A 15177-nucleotide genomic window follows, 5' to 3' on the forward strand; every position below is an offset into this window, starting at 1 on the left:
TACAGCGAGACGGGCAGGCAGGTACAGCCTAGAAATGGGCCCCATGACCGAGTTCTCGCAATCCCGGCTGGGTTTCCGTTCCGCACCGCCGATGTCCAGCTGGCGCCGGCCGGAGGTGCTGCTGCTGCTGATGGCCGCCGCGGTGCCCTTGAGCTTCGCCACCTGGCAGGCGCTGCTGAACAACTTCGCCATCGAGCGGGCGGCCTTCACCGGGGCCGAGATGGGCATCCTGCAGTCGCTGCGCGAGGTTCCCGGCTTCCTCGCCTTCGGCGTGGTCTTCCTGCTGCTGCTGATCCGCGAGCAGCGCCTGGCCTATATCGCGCTGCTGCTGCTGGGGCTCGGCACCGCCATCACCGGCGCCTTTCCCACGGTGATCGGGCTCTACATCACCACCGTCATCATGTCGGTGGGCTATCACTACTACGAGACCCTGCAGGTCTCCCTGTCGCTGCAGTGGATCGACAAGAAAAAGGCGCCGGAAACCCTGGGCCGCATCATCGCCGTGGGCTCCTTCGCCTCCATCATCGTCTTCGGGCTGATCTGGCTGACCAGCGACATCCTGGCGCTCGACTATTTCTGGATCTACCTGATCGGCGGCGGCGCCACGGCAGCCGTTGCCGTTTTCGCCTGGCTCGCCTTTCCGTCCTTCCCCCAACAGGTGGAGCAGCACAAGACGCTGATCCTCAGAAAGCGCTACTGGCTCTACTACGCCCTCACCTTCCTTTCCGGCGCGCGGCGGCAGATCTTCATCGTCTTCGCCGGCTTCCTGATGGTGGAGAAGTTCGGCTTCGACGTCGGCGCCATCGCGCTGTTGTTCCTCGTGAATGCCGCGGTCAACGTCTGGCTGGCGCCCAAGATCGGCCGCCTGATCGGCCGCATCGGCGAACGCAAGGCGCTGATCTTCGAATACCTCGGCCTGATCGGCGTCTTCACCGCCTATGCCTTCGTCGAGAGCGCGACGGTCGCCGCCGGGCTCTACGTGCTCGACCACCTGTTCTTTGCGCTGGCCATCGCCATCAAGACCTACTTCCAGAAGATCGCCGACCCGGCCGACATCGCCGCGACCGCCGGTGTGAGCTTCACCATCAACCACATCGCCGCCGTGTTCCTGCCGGCGGCCTACGGCTTCCTCTGGCTGATCTCACCGCCGGCGGTCTTCCTGACCGGCGCGGCGCTGGCCGCCGGCTCCCTGCTGCTGGCGCTCAACGTGCCGCACGATCCGCGCCCCGGCGATGAGGTGATGGTGGGCCGCGTTCCACTGGCCGGACCCGCCGCCGCAGAGTAACCGCGCCGAGCAGCTCTCCAGCTTCGACCGACCAAAGCCGCAGCGGGCTCAACGCCGCCCGGCCCCCGGAAGCATGTCGTTTAACCCCGTCTTAACAGCCTTCGCCGAAGCTTCGCGTTTGGATTGAATGGGTGGGGTGCAGTACATGAGGGGTGGTAACAGCTTGTGGAGCGAACTGGACCTCCACCAGCTGATGGCGGCGTTCACCGACCCGCGATTTCAAGACATGATCCGGCATTGGCTCGCCCTGCGTCAGGACGACCCGGTGCCCTGCCGCTGCGCCGTCGATCCGACCAAGTTCCAGGACAGCCTGAGCATGGTCTGGCTGATGGAGCGTCATGACGACGGTCACTACCGCTATCGCCTGGCCGGCCAGGCCATTACCGAGATGCACGGCGGCATTCAACGCGGCACCGACACCGCGTCCCTGTTCAGCCCGCAGGCGCTCGACATGTTCCGGCCGCGTTGGGAGGCGGTGTTGGATCACAACCAGATCGTCCGCGCCGAAGGCGAGGTCGTGCTGGCAGAGGGCGAGGCGGTTTCGCGCGTCGAGCGCCTGATGCTGCCGCTGCGCTCCGACACCGGCGGCGTATCGGTGATCCTGGGGGCGACAAGCTATGAAAAGGCCTGCAGCCTCGACCTGACCGCGACGGCCTTCCCGCCGACCAACATCCAGTACTGCCCGCTGTCCGACATTCCTCCCGGCGCCGGCCGCTGAGCGCGGGAACAGGGAGCACTGAAAGCAGCGACGGCAGGCAAAGCGCTCGCGCTCCAGCCACCGGTGACGTAGTCTTTGTCGCAGTCAAACACCCTGAACACGGCTTGGCCTGAACGCCATGGCAGCAGACCTCCGCACCCTCATCACCCCCGAAGGCTTCGAGCGTTTTCAGGCGGAACTGAAACGGCTGCAGGCGGAACGCCATGAGGTCTGCGGCATCGTTGCCTGGGCCGCCGGCAACGGAGACCGCAGCGAGAACGGCGACTACATCTACAACAAGCAGCGCCTGCGCCAGATCGACCGCCGGGCCTCCTGGCTCGGCCGCCGCTTGGAGAACGCCGTGGTGGTGCGCCCGGAACAGCAGACGGCGAGCGGCAAGGTGCGCTTCGGCTCCACCGTCACCTACATCGACGAGGACGACCGCAGCCAGACCGTGCACATCGTCGGCTACGACGAGGCCGACATGGCCCGCGGCGAAATCTCCATCGGCTCGCCCGTCGCCCGCGCCCTGATGGGCAAGAGCGCCGGCGACGGTGTCGAAGTGCCGACACCCGACGGCGTGAAGTACCTCGACATCGAAGCGGTAAGCTGAGCGGTCGGCCGGTTCGCATACACGAGTCCCCCTCACCCCGACCCTCTCCCCGCTGGGGAGAGGGAGAACAGCGAGATCGCTGCTTGTGAGTCCCTCTCCCCTCGTGGGAGAGGGAGGGGCCCGCGCTAGCGGGAGGGTGAGGGGGAAGCGACTCCCGCGCCTCAGATGAAGCTGTTGGCGCCGATGACGATGGCCGTCGCTGCGGTGACCGTCACCACGATCGCGACGACGCCCATGACGAGACCGACGATCATGACCACGCCGTCTCGTTCGATCAGCGCCATGGCGGAGACCGCCAGCGCGGCGGCGGAGAACAGTCCGCTGAAAGGGATCGGCAGGAAAAGCGCCGCCGAGACCACGAACAGCAGTCCGCCGATCAACCGCTCGGCCTTGGCTGTAAAGAACTGCGGCAGGCGCGGGCGAATCACCCTTTCGATCCGTCGAAACAGCGGCTTGAAGCGCAGGATGACGCGCTGAAAGGCGCGCCGCGGCACCCGCCGCCGGCTGATGAAGGCGGGCAGGCGCACGTAGGGAAAGCCGAGGGCCATTTGTCCGGTGAGCAGGAGCAGCGGCAGCGCGGTGATGACGTTGGAGCCGAGGGGCAGCGGCAGCATGTTGATCATGGCGAAGAGCAGGATCGACCAGCCGAAGGAGCCCTGGCCCTGGTCCTGCAGGATGCGGCCCAGCCGCACCGCTTCCAGCCGGCGATAGCGCCCGACCGCCCAGAACAGCGCCTTGGACATGGACCGGCGCGCCGCCGCCGAGCGGCCCTGTAGTGACGTCATCGGCTCTTCCTGAAGTCCCCAAATTCCAAGGTCTTCTGCCCGCCCTGATATCGGCCCATCCGCAACAAACTGCAAGCGCCAAGACCCTCGCCCGGCAGAGCCCCGCAGGCCGTCAGTTTCTGCTTGGCGATCTCGTGCCGATCTGAGAGCTTAGCGCCCATAAATTTGTCACAAAGCGCGGAGCCCGCCGTTTGGCGGCAAAGCTCTGCCGAGGCGCTGAGAGGGAGGAAAAGTATGAAGTTCGTTGCTTCGTTGGCCCTTGTTTTGGGCCTGGTGGCGTTTGCGCCACAGGCCCAGGCCGCAGAAGACTGCCACCGCGGCACGCTCGATGAGCGTTATTGCGACCGCGACTTCAACCTGACGGCCGACCTGCCGAGCGACCCGGCCGATTGGGTCGACCCTGACACCATCATCTTCTCCTATACCCCGGTCGAAGACCCGGCGGTCTATGCCAAGGTCTGGGACGGCTTCATCCAGCATATGTCTGAGGTCACGGGCAAGGACGTCGTTTTCTTCCCGGTTCAGTCCTATGCCGCACAGTACGAAGCGATGCGTTCGGGCCGCCTGCACGTCGCCGGCGTGAACACCGGCGGCAACCCGGTCGCCGTTTCCTGCGCCGGCTTCGTGCCCTTTGCGATGATGGCCTCGGCCGACGGCTCCTTCGGCTACGAGATGGAAATCATCGTGCCGGCCGACAGCGACATCCAGGCGCCGGGCGACCTGAAGGGCCGGACCCTGGCCTTCACCTCGCCGACCTCCAATTCCGGCTTCAAGGCCCCTTCGGCCATCCTCAAGAGCGAATTCGGCCTGGAGGCGGAGAAAGACTTCGAGACCACCTTTTCCGGCAAGCACGACAACTCGATCCTGGGCGTTGCCAACAAGGACTATGAAGCCGCAGCCGTGGCGAACTCGGTCCTCAAGCGCATGATCGACCGCGATGCCGTAGACTCCGCGGCCTATCGCACGGTCTACAAGTCGCAGACCTTCCCGACCACCGGTTACGGCCACGCCCACAACCTGCATCCCGTGGTGGTCGCCAGGATCAAGGAAGCCTTCTTCTCCTTCGACTGGGAAGGCTCTGACCTGCAGGCCGAATTCCAGAAGGAAGCACGCTTCGTTTCGATCCATCACAAGTCCGACTGGAACGTGATCCGCAAGATCGACGCGGCCAACGGCGTTTCCTACGACTGCAAGTGAACGGAAGATGATCGGGGAAGCGGGTTCAAACGAGCCCGCTTCCCGTTTCTTTTCGACCAGTCGAGAGTGCAATGCTGCGTCTTGAAAGCCTTGTGAAGCGCTACAAAACCGGCGATCACGCCCTGAAGGGTGTCGATCTCGAGATTCCCAAGGGTCAGGTGCTGGCCCTGATCGGCCCTTCGGGGGCCGGCAAGTCGACCCTGATCCGCTGCATCAACCGCCTGGTGGAGCCGACGTCGGGCGCGGTCTATCTGAACGACGTCAACGTCGCCGCCGTCGGCGCGATGGAGCTGCGCCGCCTGCGCCGGCGCATGGGCATGATCTTCCAGGAATACGCCCTGGTCGAACGGCTGACGGTGATGGAGAACGTGCTGTCCGGACGCCTCGGATACGTCGGCTTCTGGCGCAGCTGGTTCCGCAAGTTCCCGCCCGATGACGTGGCCGAGGCCTTCCGGCTGCTCGACCGGGTCGGCCTGATGCACATGGCCGACAAGCGCGCGGACGAGCTTTCCGGCGGCCAGCGCCAGCGGGTCGGCATCGCCCGCGCCCTCATTCAGAACCCCGACCTGCTGTTGGTCGACGAACCGACCGCCAGCCTCGACCCCAAGACCTCGCGGCAGATCATGCGGCTGGTCTGCGAGCTCTGTGCCGAGCGCGGGCTGGCCGCCATCATCAACATCCACGACGTTATGCTGGCCCAGATGTTCGGGCAGCGCATCGTCGGCCTGCAGCTGGGTGAGATCGTCTACGACGGCCCGCCGACCGGCCTGACCAGCGAGGTGCTGACCCGGATCTACGGAGAGGAGGACTGGGAAGCCACCATCGAAAAGGTCGAAGAGGAAGACGAGTCCGCCGAAGCAGGGGCCGAAGCAGCGGCCAAAGCGGGGGCCCAGGCGTGAGCGACTTCAGCCCCGCCTATCCGCGCAGCTGGAAAAAACCACCGCTGATCGCCTCGGCCTGGCTGCGCCGCGGCCTCTGGCTGGGCGCGGCAGTCTATCTGGCGCTGGCGCTCGGCACCATGGAGGTCAACTGGAACCGAGTCATGGAGGGGTTGCCGCGCGGCGCCGCCTTCCTCGGAGCCTTCTTCCCGCCCGACTTCGTCACCCGCTGGGATTCCATCCTCGACGGCATTCTCGAATCGATCTGGATGACGGTCATCGCCACCGTCGCCGGCATCGCGCTTTCCGTGCCCGTCGGGCTGGGTGCGGCGAAGAACCTTGCGCCCATGCCGGTCTACCTGTTCTGCCGCGGCATCGTCGCGGTTTCGCGCACCTTCCCCGAGGTGATCCTGGCGATCTTTGCCGTAAAGCTGTTCGGCTTCGGACCCTTCGCCGGCTTCCTTGCGCTCTCCATCGCCACCGTCGGCTTCTTCGCCAAGCTGCTGGCCGAGGACATCGAGAACATGGATCCCGGCCAGGCCGAGGCCATCAAGGCGACCGGCGCCTCCTGGTTCCAGTGGATCAACTACGCCGTCCAGCCCCAGGTGATGCCCCGCATGATCGGGCTGTCGATGTACCGCCTCGACATCAACTTCCGCGAATCCGCCGTGGTCGGAATCGTCGGCGGCGGCGGCATCGGCGCAACCCTGCTCACCGCTTTCGACCGCTACGAGTTCGACTCGGCCGCGGCGATCCTGCTGGTGATCATCGGGATCGTGATGGTGCTGGAATATCTCTCCGGCTATCTCCGGCGCTGGGTGCAGTAGCATGCCGGTACGCGAACAGAACGGCCGCCCGGTCTGGAGACGCCGCACCACGCCGCAGCAGTGGGGCCGCTGGTTTGCCTGGCTGATCGGCATCGCCATCGTCGTCTACTCCTGGCAGCTGATTTCCGAGAAGACGATCTGGTTCTTCGTCGCCGATGCCCCCACCCAGGCCGCCGATATGGCCGAGCGCATGGTCCCGCCCAAGTGGTCTTACATGGAAGAGCTCTGGCTGCCGGTCTGGGACACCATCAACATCGCAACCCTGGGCACCCTCATCGCCCTGGTGGTGGCCTTTCCCATCGCCTTTTGCGCGGCCAGCAACACCAGCCCGCACCCCCTGGTGCGCTCCGTGGCGCTCTTCATCATCGTCTCCTCGCGCTCGATCAACTCGCTGATCTGGGCGCTGATGCTGGTGGCGATCATCGGCCCCGGCGTCTTCGCCGGTGTCATCGCCATCGGGCTGCGCTCCATCGGCTTCTGCGCCAAGCTGCTTTACGAGGCCATCGAGGAGATCGACGAGACCCAGGTGGAAGCCATCACGGCCACCGGCGCCAGCGGGCCGCAGCGCCTCGCCTACGGCATCGTGCCGCAGATCCTGCCCGCCTTCGCCGGTATCGCGGTCTTTCGCTGGGACATCAACATCCGCGAGTCGACGGTGCTCGGCCTGGTCGGCGCTGGCGGCATCGGCCTGCAGCTCAGTTCCTCGATCAACAGCCTTGCATGGACCCAGGTTTCGCTGATCCTGCTGGTCATCCTGGCGACGGTGGCGGTCAGCGAGTGGGTCTCCGCCAAGGTCCGCCACGCCATTATCTGAAGGCGCCGCGCCGTCCGCACCGCTCCGTGTAGCAGCGCGGCCGCAGGGCTTACTCCACCTCTTTCAGCACCCTTTCCATCGCCGCGACCCGGGCCTTCATCTCGGAGAGATCGGCCTCCAGGCCGGCGAGCGCGGTGGCGCTCGCGGCCTGCGCCGCCGCCGCCTTTTCCGCCAGGGCGCGATAGGCCTCGTCATTGGCGCCGCGCAGCCGTGCCCGGCGCGCAGCCGAGAAGTACTTCATGCTGAAGATGGAAAGAATCGTCACCAGGGTGAGAGTGGAAAGAAGGAAGAACGTCCCTGCGTGCTCTGCCATGTCTGCTTCTACCATGTCTGCAACTCCTCCTGCGGGTTCAATTGCTTTGCTCGTTTGGTTTCGGATCCCGAACCGTGAGTGTCGCCGCCGCTTCCGCCAGGACGGCGGGGCTGAGCGTCAGGCTGAAGTCCGCCACGGTGAAGAACTTCAGCGCCTTGCCGTCCTCGGAGACCTCAAAGGCGCTGGTCACCAGACCGGCCGCCTCCAGCTTCTGCAGATGAAGATGCAAGAGCGGCCGGCTGATGCCGATGCGCCGCGCCAACTGGCTGACGTAGCTGCGTCCCTCCGCCTGGAGCGCGGCAAGCACGCGCAGCCGGTGCGGGTTGGCCAAGGCATTCAGCACCGCGAGCATGTCGTCGCCGGTGACCCGCTCCCTCATCCGCCGCAGCGGCGTGCGCCTCATTGCTGTCCGTCCCATGCGCGCTAATCTATACAGCAAATATTTTATATGAAAGATTTTTCTTACATATGACAAAATGCGAGCTGGCTTGCCCGTTCCGTGGGTTTGCGGCAGGCTCTGCGCCAATCACCAACCCGGCCCGGCGGGCAGCGCCGGAAACCGGGAACCAAAGGGAGCCGCATCCATGATCCGCAGAACCTTTACCGCCGCGCTGGCGGCTGCCGCAGTGGTGTCGGGCCTCGGCGCCGCCGGCCTTGCCACATCGGCCACCGCAGAGACCCGCGTCACCTACAAATCGGCCAAGTCGACCTCCTCCTACTACCAGATGGCGGTGCAGATCGCCGAGGCGATGAAGGCGGGCAGCGGCGGCGAGATCATCGTCACCGTGGAGGAGAGCCAGGGCTCGGTCCAGAACGTGAAGGAGGCCACCAACCGCAGCGGCAACTACGTCTTCACCACCCCGCCGGGGCTGGTGAAGCTGGCGCTTTCCGGCCAGCGCATGTTCGAGCCCAAGGACCCGGCCTTCGAGAAGATCCGCGGCCTCTTCGCCATCCCCTCGCTGACCATGCACTACGTCGTGCGCGCCGATGCCGGCATCGACGGCTTCGCCGCGCTGGCGGGCAAGGACTTCATCATCGGCAAGGGCAGCTTCGGCGCCCGCGAGGCGGCCAAGAACTTCGAACTCTTCGGCCTGAAGGACCAGGTGAAGCTGGTGGACGTGGAACTGAACGCCGCCGTGCCGGCGCTGAAGAACGGCCAGGTGGACGGCTTCGCCACCGCCGGTTCCTACCCCGCGCCCAACGTGCTGGAAGCGGCGGCGGGCACGGAGATCCGCCTGCTCTCCATGTCCGAGGAGCAGCTTGCCGCGACGAAGCGCACCCGGCTGGTGATCCCCGCCGGCACCTACCCGGGCATCGACTACGACGTGACCACCACCTCGCTGCCGGTGGCCGCCTACACCACCACGGCGATGGACGACGACACGGCCTACCTGCTGACCAAGACCTTCTGGGAAGGCAAGGACAAGATGGCTGCGGCCAATCCCTGGTGGAACGGGGTCACAGCGGACATGCTGTCGACCCTGGGCGCGGAGCTGCACCCGGGGGCTCTGCGCTACTACGAGGAAGCCGGGCTGCTCAGCCATGACAGTGCGCAGTGAGCCGGACTGGTCATGCGGTTTGGCGACCCGGCCTGGGCTGCGCGGCTTGCCGCAAGCGGCCCAGATGATGTAGACCGGAAGCGATAGAGTTCAGATTGGGCGCGCAGAACGCCCAAGAGGGGAGCGTGCGAGGCGGTGAGGCGGCAGCCGGACCGGACAGTGTCGAAGCCACGGGTGTCCGGCGCGGTTTCTTCTCACTCCTCGCCCTCGTCTCCGTCGGCTTCCACCTCTGGCTGATCTTCGCCGGACTGATCCCGAACCTGGTCAGCCGTCCCCTGCATCTCATGCTGGCCCTGCCCTGGGTCTTCCTGGCGGCGGAACCCAGGGGTGTGTTTCAGCGCTGGAGCGGCCGGCTGCTCTGCCTCGCAGGTCTCATCGCCTGCTCCTACATCATCGCCGACCTCGACAGGCTCGACGAACAGTACGGCAGTCTGCGCGGGCCCTGGCAGTTCGTCCTCGCCGGGGTGCTGCTGGTGGTGGTGCTGGAGATGGCGCGCCGGGCCATCAAGCTGGCGCTGCCGCTGGTCGCCGTCATCGCGCTCGCCTACGGGCTTTTCGGCCAGCACCTGCCCGGCGAGTTCGGCCATCCCGGCATCCCCGCCAACTCCTTCCTCGGCACCCTGGTGATCGCCGAAGGCGGGCTCTGGGGATCGCTCACCGGGGTCTCGGTGAACGTGGTGGCGGTCTTCGTCATCCTGGGCGCGTTCGTCGGCGCCGGAGAGGGCGGCGCCGGCTTCATGGCCCTGGCCACCCGCCTGGCCGGACGGTTCAGGGCGGGGGCGGCCAAGGTCTCGGTGCTGTCCTCCGCCTTCTTCGGGTCGATCTCCGGCTCCGCCTCGGCCAACGTCGCCTCCACCGGGGCCATCACCCTGCCGGCCATGAAGCGCCTAGGCTATCCGCCCTCCTTCGCCGCGGCGGTGGAGGCGGTCGCCTCCAGCGGCGGCCAGATCATGCCACCACTGATGGGCGCCGGCGCCTTCATCATGGTGGAGCTGCTGCGCCTGCCCTACACGGCGATCATGGCTGCCGCGATCCTGCCGGCGCTGCTGTTCTTCTGGGCCGCCTGGTGCGGCGTCGACCGCTTCGCCCGTGCCTACGGCCTGAAGGGCCTGGCGCGCGACCAGCTGCCCGGCCGCGATACGCTGCTGCGCACCGTGCCCTTTTTTCTCGTCCCCTTCGGCCTGCTGCTGGTGGTGCTCTTCGCCACCGGCTACACGCCGCAGTTCGCCGCCGGCCTTGCCATCTTCGCCGCCGCGGCCTTGCTGATCACCGACCGCAGCGGCAGCGTTTCCCCCAGCGCCTTCCTGCGGCGCTTCGAGACCGCCTGCGTCAACGCCGCCGGCCAGATCGCCACCATCGCCGCCATCATCCTCTGCGCGGGGATCGTCATCGGCGTGCTGAACCTGACCGGCCTCGGTGTCAAGGTCACCTCGGTCATCGTCGGATTGTCCGGCGGCAACCTCTGGGGCGCGCTGCTGCTGACGGCGCTGGCCTGCCTCATCCTCGGCATGGAGGTGCCGACCACGGCAGCTTACGTGATCTGCGTCTCGGTCGCCGGACCGGCGCTGCAGGAACTGGGTCTGCCGGCGCTGCAGGCGCACCTCTTCGTTTTCTGGTACGCGCTGTTGTCGACCATCACGCCGCCGGTCTGCGGCACCGTCTTCATCGCCGCCGGCATGGCCAAGACGCCCTGGCTGCCGGTGGCGGGCAATGCCATGCGCCTCGGCCTCGGGCTCTACCTCGTACCGCTCGCCTTCGTCGCCAACCCGGCCCTCATCGCGCCCGACACCGATCTGCTCCTCGCGCTCGCGGCATTGCTGAAGATCGGCCTCGGCCTGTGGTTAATCAGCCGCGCGTTGATCGGTGCCGGCGATGCCTTGTGGCTGCGGTTGTGTGCTTTTCCTTTGGGTGTCGCGGTGGTCTTTGCCTTCGGCATTACCGGCTAGAGAGTTCGGCAAATACCCGGCAAATATCGGGTGCGAAGCTAGGGCGAATCGCCCTGGACAGGACTTCAATCAGGCCCGGGTATTCACCTTTCCCTAAGCCAAATCCGGCACCATAGACGCCTTGGGGGAGCTTCCGCCGGGCACCCGCAACGACCAACGAGACAGCCGTCGTCCCGAGGGGACGTCGAGAAGATCTCCGACAAACGATCCCTGCAGGTCCCGGCCGCGTTGGAGGGACTGGTCGCTGAGCAAGGTATTGGACGGCCCGGTCAAGATCGTGATCGGCCCGGACTCGCTGGGCGCCTATCTGGCGGTCCCGAAGTCCGGCCGCGGACCGGGCGTGATGGTGCTGCATTCCTGGTGGGGGCTGACCCCCTTCTACGGCGCGCTCTGCCAGCGGCTGGCCGCGATGGGCTTCGTCGCCCTGGCGCCGGACTACTTCGACGGCGCCACGGCGCGCACGGCCATCGAGGCGCGGCGTCTGCGCGACGCGCTGGACGACGACTTTGTCGGCCGGCGTCTGGCCGGCGCCGCCAAACACCTGCAGGCCTATCCGGAGACCGGCGACAAACCCATGGCGACCCTCGGTGTTTCGCTGGGTTGCCGCTGGGCTCTCGCTTTGGCCGAGGCCATGCCCGCGGATGTCGGCGCCAGCGTCATCTTCTACGGCCTGCAGCGCGGCCAATACCGCCGCAGCCGCGCCGCCTTCCTCGGCCACTTCGGCAAGACCGACGTGCTGACGCCGCTGGCGGAAATCCGCGCCCTGGAATCAAAGCTGAAGAACACCGGCTGCGACGTTTCCTTCGAGGTCTACGACCACGTCGGCCATTCTTTCTTCGAGACCGACCGACCGGCACAGTACGACCCCGCCGCCGCCACCCTCGCCTGGAACCGCACCGTGCGCTTCCTGCGCGAGAAGCTCATCGCCCCTCACGCGCCGGAGCCACCGAAGCGCGGATGAGCGCGCGGGTTTCCATCAGGATCTCGCCGAGCCGGTTCAATCCCGATCCGTCCTTGCCGCAGCCCCAGTAGTAGTCGCCGGGCGCATTCTCGACGATGACGTCCTCACCGGTTGAGAGCAGCATTTCGGCAAGCGCCTCGTGGGTCTGGAACTTCTTCAACACAGCCGCCCGCATAACGCCGTCCTTCACCGCGTCCCAATCCGTGCGCAGCGGCAGCTTGCGGCTGCGCCCGAGTTCGGCGGCCTGCTTGGGTGAATGGCAGCCGCGGATGCGCTCACGGTAGGCGGGATCTTCGAACTTCTGGGCCTGGAAGTAGTGCTCCACCGTCGGCCACCAGAGACCGTCCATCTCCACGCCGTAGGAGGCGAAGTTGGAGAACGCACCGAAAGCATCGCTGCGCGAATAAAAAGAGACGGTCATGGCGGAAGGGTCTTGGAGTGGCTGGAAAGGCTGGCTGGGGCGGCAGGATTCGAACCTGCGAATGCCGGTACCAAAAACCGGTGCCTTACCACTTGGCTACGCCCCAACACGACGCCTGATCATGGCCGCCGAAACGGCGGCAGGCGGGCGGCAACTTAGCGCCGCGGCGGTGCCCTCGCAATGGTCTTGGGCCGCAATGGCCTTCGGCCTAGCCCTTCCGGCGGCCCTCGGTGACGGCCAGCAGGGCCGGCAGCAGCAGCAACACGCAGAACAGGGTGATGGCGATGGCCAGGGTCAGCAGCATGCCCATGCTGGCGGTGCCCGGATGGTCGGAGAGCCCGAGGGCGCCGAAGGAGGCCAGGGTGGTGAGCGCGCTCAGGAGGATCGCCCGCGGTGTCGAGTTGAGGCCCCTGCCCTCTGCCCCCTCTGCCGCCGGGGCGGCGCCCGCACCGGCGATCCCCGCCCGCTTGCGGCGTTCCTCGCGGGCGCGCATCACCGAATGGATGCCGCTGTCGACGCCGAGGCCCAGCAGCAGCGGCAGGACGATGACGTTGGCGAAGTTGAAGGGCAGGTCCAGCACCACGCCGGCGGCCACGGTCATGGCCGCGGCCAGCAGCAGCGGCAGCAGGACCATCAGCGCATCGAGGAGGGAACGCAGCACGGCCACAAGCAAAAGCGCGATCACCGCCAGCGCCAGCAGGCTCGCCTGGGCAAAGGCCTCGATCACCGCGCGCCCGGCGGCGACGATGGTGACCGGCGGGCCCGACACGGTGGGCACCACTGCCTGCACCGCATCGACGAAGCGCGCGCGCGCCGCCGGGTCGCGCAGGTCGTCGCGCGGGCGGACGTCGACCAGGGCGCGGCCGTCGGCGGCCAGATAGCGGGCAGAGAGGCCGGCGGGGAGGTCGGCCAGATCCACGGGCCCGGCCTCCAGCGCTTCCGCAAGGCGGTCCATCTGCGGCCCGAAACCGGCAAGCCAGGCGTGCTCCAGGCGTTCCAAGGCTTCTTCGTCGCCGTTATCGTCGCCGGCGGTCAGGGGCTCCAGCGCCGCGCGCAGGCGGGTGGCAGAGGCGGCCAGCGCCGCGGGGGCCGCCGCGAGACTGGCGCTCAGGTCCGCCACGGCCTGTCGGCGGGTGGCGGCATCCAGCGGCGGCGCCGGCTCCAGGGGCAGAAAGAGCGGCGCCAGGAACAGCGCCATCTCGTCGATCACCGCGAGCTTGTCGTCCTGCCCCGCCGGCACGAAGTCGGCGAGGCTGACAGCGGCCGCCACCTCCGGCAGGGCTTCAAGCTGCGTCGCCAGCGCCTCGGCTGCGGTCAGATCCGGCGCCAAGACCTCGGCCTCGTAGGGCTCCAGCCGGTCGTCGGCGAGCAGATCGAGCAGGGTGGCGACGGAGGGCGACTGCGGGTCGCGCAGGTTCAGGGGATCGTCGTCGAAGGCCGCCCGGGGCAGCGCCGACACCGAGGCGACGGCCAGCACGAGGCCGAGGCTGAGCAGCAGCGGCGCGCGGCGCCCGGCCTGATCGTGGATCCAGCCCCCCAGCGCCGCCACCGGGGTGCGCCGCAGTGGCCGCGCCCGCACAGGCCAGAGGCGCAGCAGCGCCGGCAGCACCGTGAGATTGGCGAAGAGGGCGATGAACATGCCGCCGCCAGCGATCAGCCCCAGTTCCGAAAGGCCGCGATAGGCCGTCGGCAGAAAAGCAAAGAAGGCGATGGCCGAGGAAAGACCGCAGAGCAGCAGGGGCCGGCCGATGAGGGCGCCGCTGCGCCGCAGCGCCGCAGTCACGTCCGCGTTCTCAGCCAGTCCCAGCACTTCGCGGTAGCGCAGGGCGAAGTGGATGCCGAAGTCGACGCTGAGGCCGATGAAGAGCACCGCGAAGGCCACGGAGATCAGGTTGAGCTGTCCCACCGCCAGCGCCGCATACCCGGCGGTCCAGCACAGCCCGACCACCAGTGTCAGCAGGATCGGCGCCACCATCCGCCAGGTTCGCAGGCCGACGAAGAGGACGCAGGCGACCAGAACCGCCGACAGCAGCCCGACAAAGCCGATGCCGCTGCGCACCGATTCCAGTTCGTCCTGCAGCATCAGCGGCTCGCCGGTCATGCGGATGCGAAGGCCGGAAGCCCCGGCCAGGCCGAGCTCCGCGACGGTGGCTTCGATCGCCGCCACCGCGCCGGCGACCGGCGTCAGGGTGGCGAAGTCGGCGCGCGGCTTGACGATCAGGAAAAGCCGACGGCCGGCCGCGGTCTCCGCCCGGTCCTGCAGCAGCGCCGCCCAGGACAGCCGCGTCTGCGGATCGGCGGGCAGGGCCTCGGCCACCGCCGCCAGGCGGTTCAGCAGTGGCTCCAGGCTGGCAACCGGGCTGTCGCCGCTCTCCAAAGCGTTGGTGAGCAGGTCCTGCAGGCCGCGCAGCGAGGGATCGGCCAAGAGAGCCGCCAGCAGCGGCTGCGCGGCGGCCAGACGGTCGGCCTGGGCCTCCAGTTCGGCCTGCGGGAGATACAGCAGGCCGTTGCGGCGGAAAAACGGGTCGCCTTCCAGGTCGAAAACGTCCTCGAAGCGCCCGGGCTGCTCTTTCAGCGCCAGCGCCAGGCGTCGGGCCGCCCGGGCCGCCGCCGCGCTGTCGGCCCCCTCGACGACGACGATCAGGGTGCCGCTGCGCTGGGGAAAGGCGGCATCGACCGCCACATTGTTCTGCCGGAACGGCAGTTCCGCCGAGAGCATGTCGGTGGTGGAGGTGTTGATGGTCAGATTGGCGGCCGCATACCAGAGCAGGCCGGCGGCCGACACCAGGGCCGCTAGGACAACAATCCCGGCCCGGCCGCAGACCCAGCCGATCCAGGCCGCCAGCCAATCAGACCGAGAGTCAGCCATTTCTGAAGACTT

The 15177-nt window shown here is 67.4% G+C and carries 15 protein-coding genes and 1 tRNA gene; 10 read left to right on the plus strand and 6 right to left on the minus strand.

The window, feature by feature from the left end:
* The first annotated feature begins 43 nt into the window (after positions 1–43).
* The 3 genes from ACO06P_RS10325 to ACO06P_RS10335 all read left to right on the plus strand — a co-directional run bounded on the left by ACO06P_RS10325 (position 44) and on the right by ACO06P_RS10335 (position 2595).
* On the plus strand, positions 44–1285 hold the full coding sequence (locus ACO06P_RS10325) for an MFS transporter (RefSeq protein ID WP_420345161.1): 1242 nt from the start codon (positions 44–46) through the stop codon (positions 1283–1285).
* Positions 1286–1430: 145 nt separating this feature from the next.
* Entirely contained in the window at positions 1431–2003 is a 573-nt protein-coding gene (locus tag ACO06P_RS10330) for a PAS domain-containing protein (protein ID WP_420345162.1), read from the plus strand.
* Positions 2004–2121: 118 nt separating this feature from the next.
* Positions 2122–2595: a GreA/GreB family elongation factor gene (locus ACO06P_RS10335; protein WP_420345163.1), complete on the plus strand. Its 474-nt coding sequence runs from the start codon at positions 2122–2124 to the stop codon at positions 2593–2595.
* Between the two features lie 161 nt (positions 2596–2756).
* Here the strand turns inward: ACO06P_RS10335 and ACO06P_RS10340 are convergent, their stop codons facing one another.
* Positions 2757–3380 (minus strand): exopolysaccharide biosynthesis protein, encoded by a 624-nt coding sequence (locus ACO06P_RS10340; protein WP_420345164.1) that lies wholly within the window; start codon positions 3378–3380, stop codon positions 2757–2759.
* Between the two features lie 234 nt (positions 3381–3614).
* Here ACO06P_RS10340 and phnD point away from each other — a divergent pair, with 234 nt between their 5' ends.
* From phnD to phnE (ACO06P_RS10360), 4 genes are all read left to right on the plus strand, one after another.
* On the plus strand, positions 3615–4577 hold the full coding sequence (gene phnD / locus ACO06P_RS10345; RefSeq protein ID WP_420345165.1) for a phosphate/phosphite/phosphonate ABC transporter substrate-binding protein: 963 nt from the start codon (positions 3615–3617) through the stop codon (positions 4575–4577).
* A gap of 71 nt (positions 4578–4648) precedes the next feature.
* On the plus strand, positions 4649–5476 hold the full coding sequence (gene phnC / locus ACO06P_RS10350) for a phosphonate ABC transporter ATP-binding protein (RefSeq protein WP_420345166.1): 828 nt from the start codon (positions 4649–4651) through the stop codon (positions 5474–5476).
* A complete protein-coding gene (phnE, locus tag ACO06P_RS10355; protein ID WP_420345167.1) occupies positions 5473–6282 on the plus strand; it encodes a phosphonate ABC transporter, permease protein PhnE in 810 nt (269 codons plus the stop codon). Before phnC ends, phnE (ACO06P_RS10355) begins: the two co-directional genes overlap by 4 nt.
* 1 nt (position 6283) lies before the next feature.
* Entirely contained in the window at positions 6284–7096 is an 813-nt protein-coding gene (gene phnE / locus ACO06P_RS10360; protein ID WP_420345168.1) for a phosphonate ABC transporter, permease protein PhnE, read from the plus strand.
* Between the two features lie 49 nt (positions 7097–7145).
* Here the strand turns inward: phnE (ACO06P_RS10360) and ACO06P_RS10365 are convergent, their stop codons facing one another.
* Both ACO06P_RS10365 and ACO06P_RS10370 read right to left on the minus strand, forming a co-directional pair.
* On the minus strand, positions 7146–7424 hold the full coding sequence (locus ACO06P_RS10365; protein WP_420345169.1) for a hypothetical protein: 279 nt from the start codon (positions 7422–7424) through the stop codon (positions 7146–7148).
* A gap of 22 nt (positions 7425–7446) precedes the next feature.
* Positions 7447–7812 carry an ArsR/SmtB family transcription factor gene (locus tag ACO06P_RS10370; protein ID WP_420345170.1) on the minus strand — a complete coding sequence of 122 codons (366 nt, stop codon included), beginning with the start codon at positions 7810–7812 and terminating at the stop codon, positions 7447–7449.
* A gap of 181 nt (positions 7813–7993) precedes the next feature.
* Here ACO06P_RS10370 and ACO06P_RS10375 point away from each other — a divergent pair, with 181 nt between their 5' ends.
* The 3 genes from ACO06P_RS10375 to ACO06P_RS10385 all read left to right on the plus strand — a co-directional run bounded on the left by ACO06P_RS10375 (position 7994) and on the right by ACO06P_RS10385 (position 11875).
* Positions 7994–8968 carry a TAXI family TRAP transporter solute-binding subunit gene (locus tag ACO06P_RS10375; RefSeq protein ID WP_420345171.1) on the plus strand — a complete coding sequence of 325 codons (975 nt, stop codon included), beginning with the start codon at positions 7994–7996 and terminating at the stop codon, positions 8966–8968.
* A gap of 125 nt (positions 8969–9093) precedes the next feature.
* A complete protein-coding gene (locus tag ACO06P_RS10380; protein ID WP_420345172.1) occupies positions 9094–10914 on the plus strand; it encodes a TRAP transporter permease in 1821 nt (606 codons plus the stop codon).
* Between the two features lie 256 nt (positions 10915–11170).
* Complete coding sequence (locus tag ACO06P_RS10385) at positions 11171–11875, plus strand: dienelactone hydrolase family protein (RefSeq protein WP_420345173.1); 705 nt, start codon at positions 11171–11173, stop codon at positions 11873–11875.
* On the opposite strand, the gene ACO06P_RS10390 is transcribed toward ACO06P_RS10385, so the two are convergent.
* The 3 genes from ACO06P_RS10390 to ACO06P_RS10400 all read right to left on the minus strand — a co-directional run bounded on the left by ACO06P_RS10390 (position 11835) and on the right by ACO06P_RS10400 (position 15165).
* A complete protein-coding gene (locus ACO06P_RS10390) occupies positions 11835–12296 on the minus strand; it encodes an NADAR family protein (protein ID WP_420345174.1) in 462 nt (153 codons plus the stop codon). The genes ACO06P_RS10385 and ACO06P_RS10390 overlap by 41 nt on opposite strands.
* 31 nt (positions 12297–12327) lie before the next feature.
* Positions 12328–12402 (minus strand) — tRNA-Gln (locus tag ACO06P_RS10395).
* Positions 12403–12504: 102 nt separating this feature from the next.
* Complete coding sequence (locus tag ACO06P_RS10400; protein ID WP_420345175.1) at positions 12505–15165, minus strand: MMPL family transporter; 2661 nt, start codon at positions 15163–15165, stop codon at positions 12505–12507.
* Positions 15166–15177 lie beyond the last annotated feature (12 nt).

This window comes from Pelagibius sp., from assembly GCF_965227505.1.
Lineage (GTDB): Bacteria > Pseudomonadota > Alphaproteobacteria > Kiloniellales > Kiloniellaceae > Pelagibius.

Coding starts and splice junctions, on each gene's coding strand:
- ACO06P_RS10325 (WP_420345161.1), top strand. CDS start 44: ATGACCGAGTTCTCGCAATCCCGGCTGGGTTTCCGTTCCGCACCGCCG.
- ACO06P_RS10330 (WP_420345162.1), top strand. CDS start 1,431: ATGAGGGGTGGTAACAGCTTGTGGAGCGAACTGGACCTCCACCAGCTG.
- ACO06P_RS10335 (WP_420345163.1), top strand. CDS start 2,122: ATGGCAGCAGACCTCCGCACCCTCATCACCCCCGAAGGCTTCGAGCGT.
- ACO06P_RS10340 (WP_420345164.1), bottom strand. CDS start 3,380: ATGACGTCACTACAGGGCCGCTCGGCGGCGGCGCGCCGGTCCATGTCC.
- phnD (WP_420345165.1), top strand. CDS start 3,615: ATGAAGTTCGTTGCTTCGTTGGCCCTTGTTTTGGGCCTGGTGGCGTTT.
- phnC (WP_420345166.1), top strand. CDS start 4,649: ATGCTGCGTCTTGAAAGCCTTGTGAAGCGCTACAAAACCGGCGATCAC.
- phnE (WP_420345168.1), top strand. CDS start 6,284: ATGCCGGTACGCGAACAGAACGGCCGCCCGGTCTGGAGACGCCGCACC.
- ACO06P_RS10365 (WP_420345169.1), bottom strand. CDS start 7,424: ATGGTAGAAGCAGACATGGCAGAGCACGCAGGGACGTTCTTCCTTCTT.
- ACO06P_RS10370 (WP_420345170.1), bottom strand. CDS start 7,812: ATGAGGCGCACGCCGCTGCGGCGGATGAGGGAGCGGGTCACCGGCGAC.
- ACO06P_RS10375 (WP_420345171.1), top strand. CDS start 7,994: ATGATCCGCAGAACCTTTACCGCCGCGCTGGCGGCTGCCGCAGTGGTG.
- ACO06P_RS10390 (WP_420345174.1), bottom strand. CDS start 12,296: ATGACCGTCTCTTTTTATTCGCGCAGCGATGCTTTCGGTGCGTTCTCC.
- ACO06P_RS10400 (WP_420345175.1), bottom strand. CDS start 15,165: ATGGCTGACTCTCGGTCTGATTGGCTGGCGGCCTGGATCGGCTGGGTC.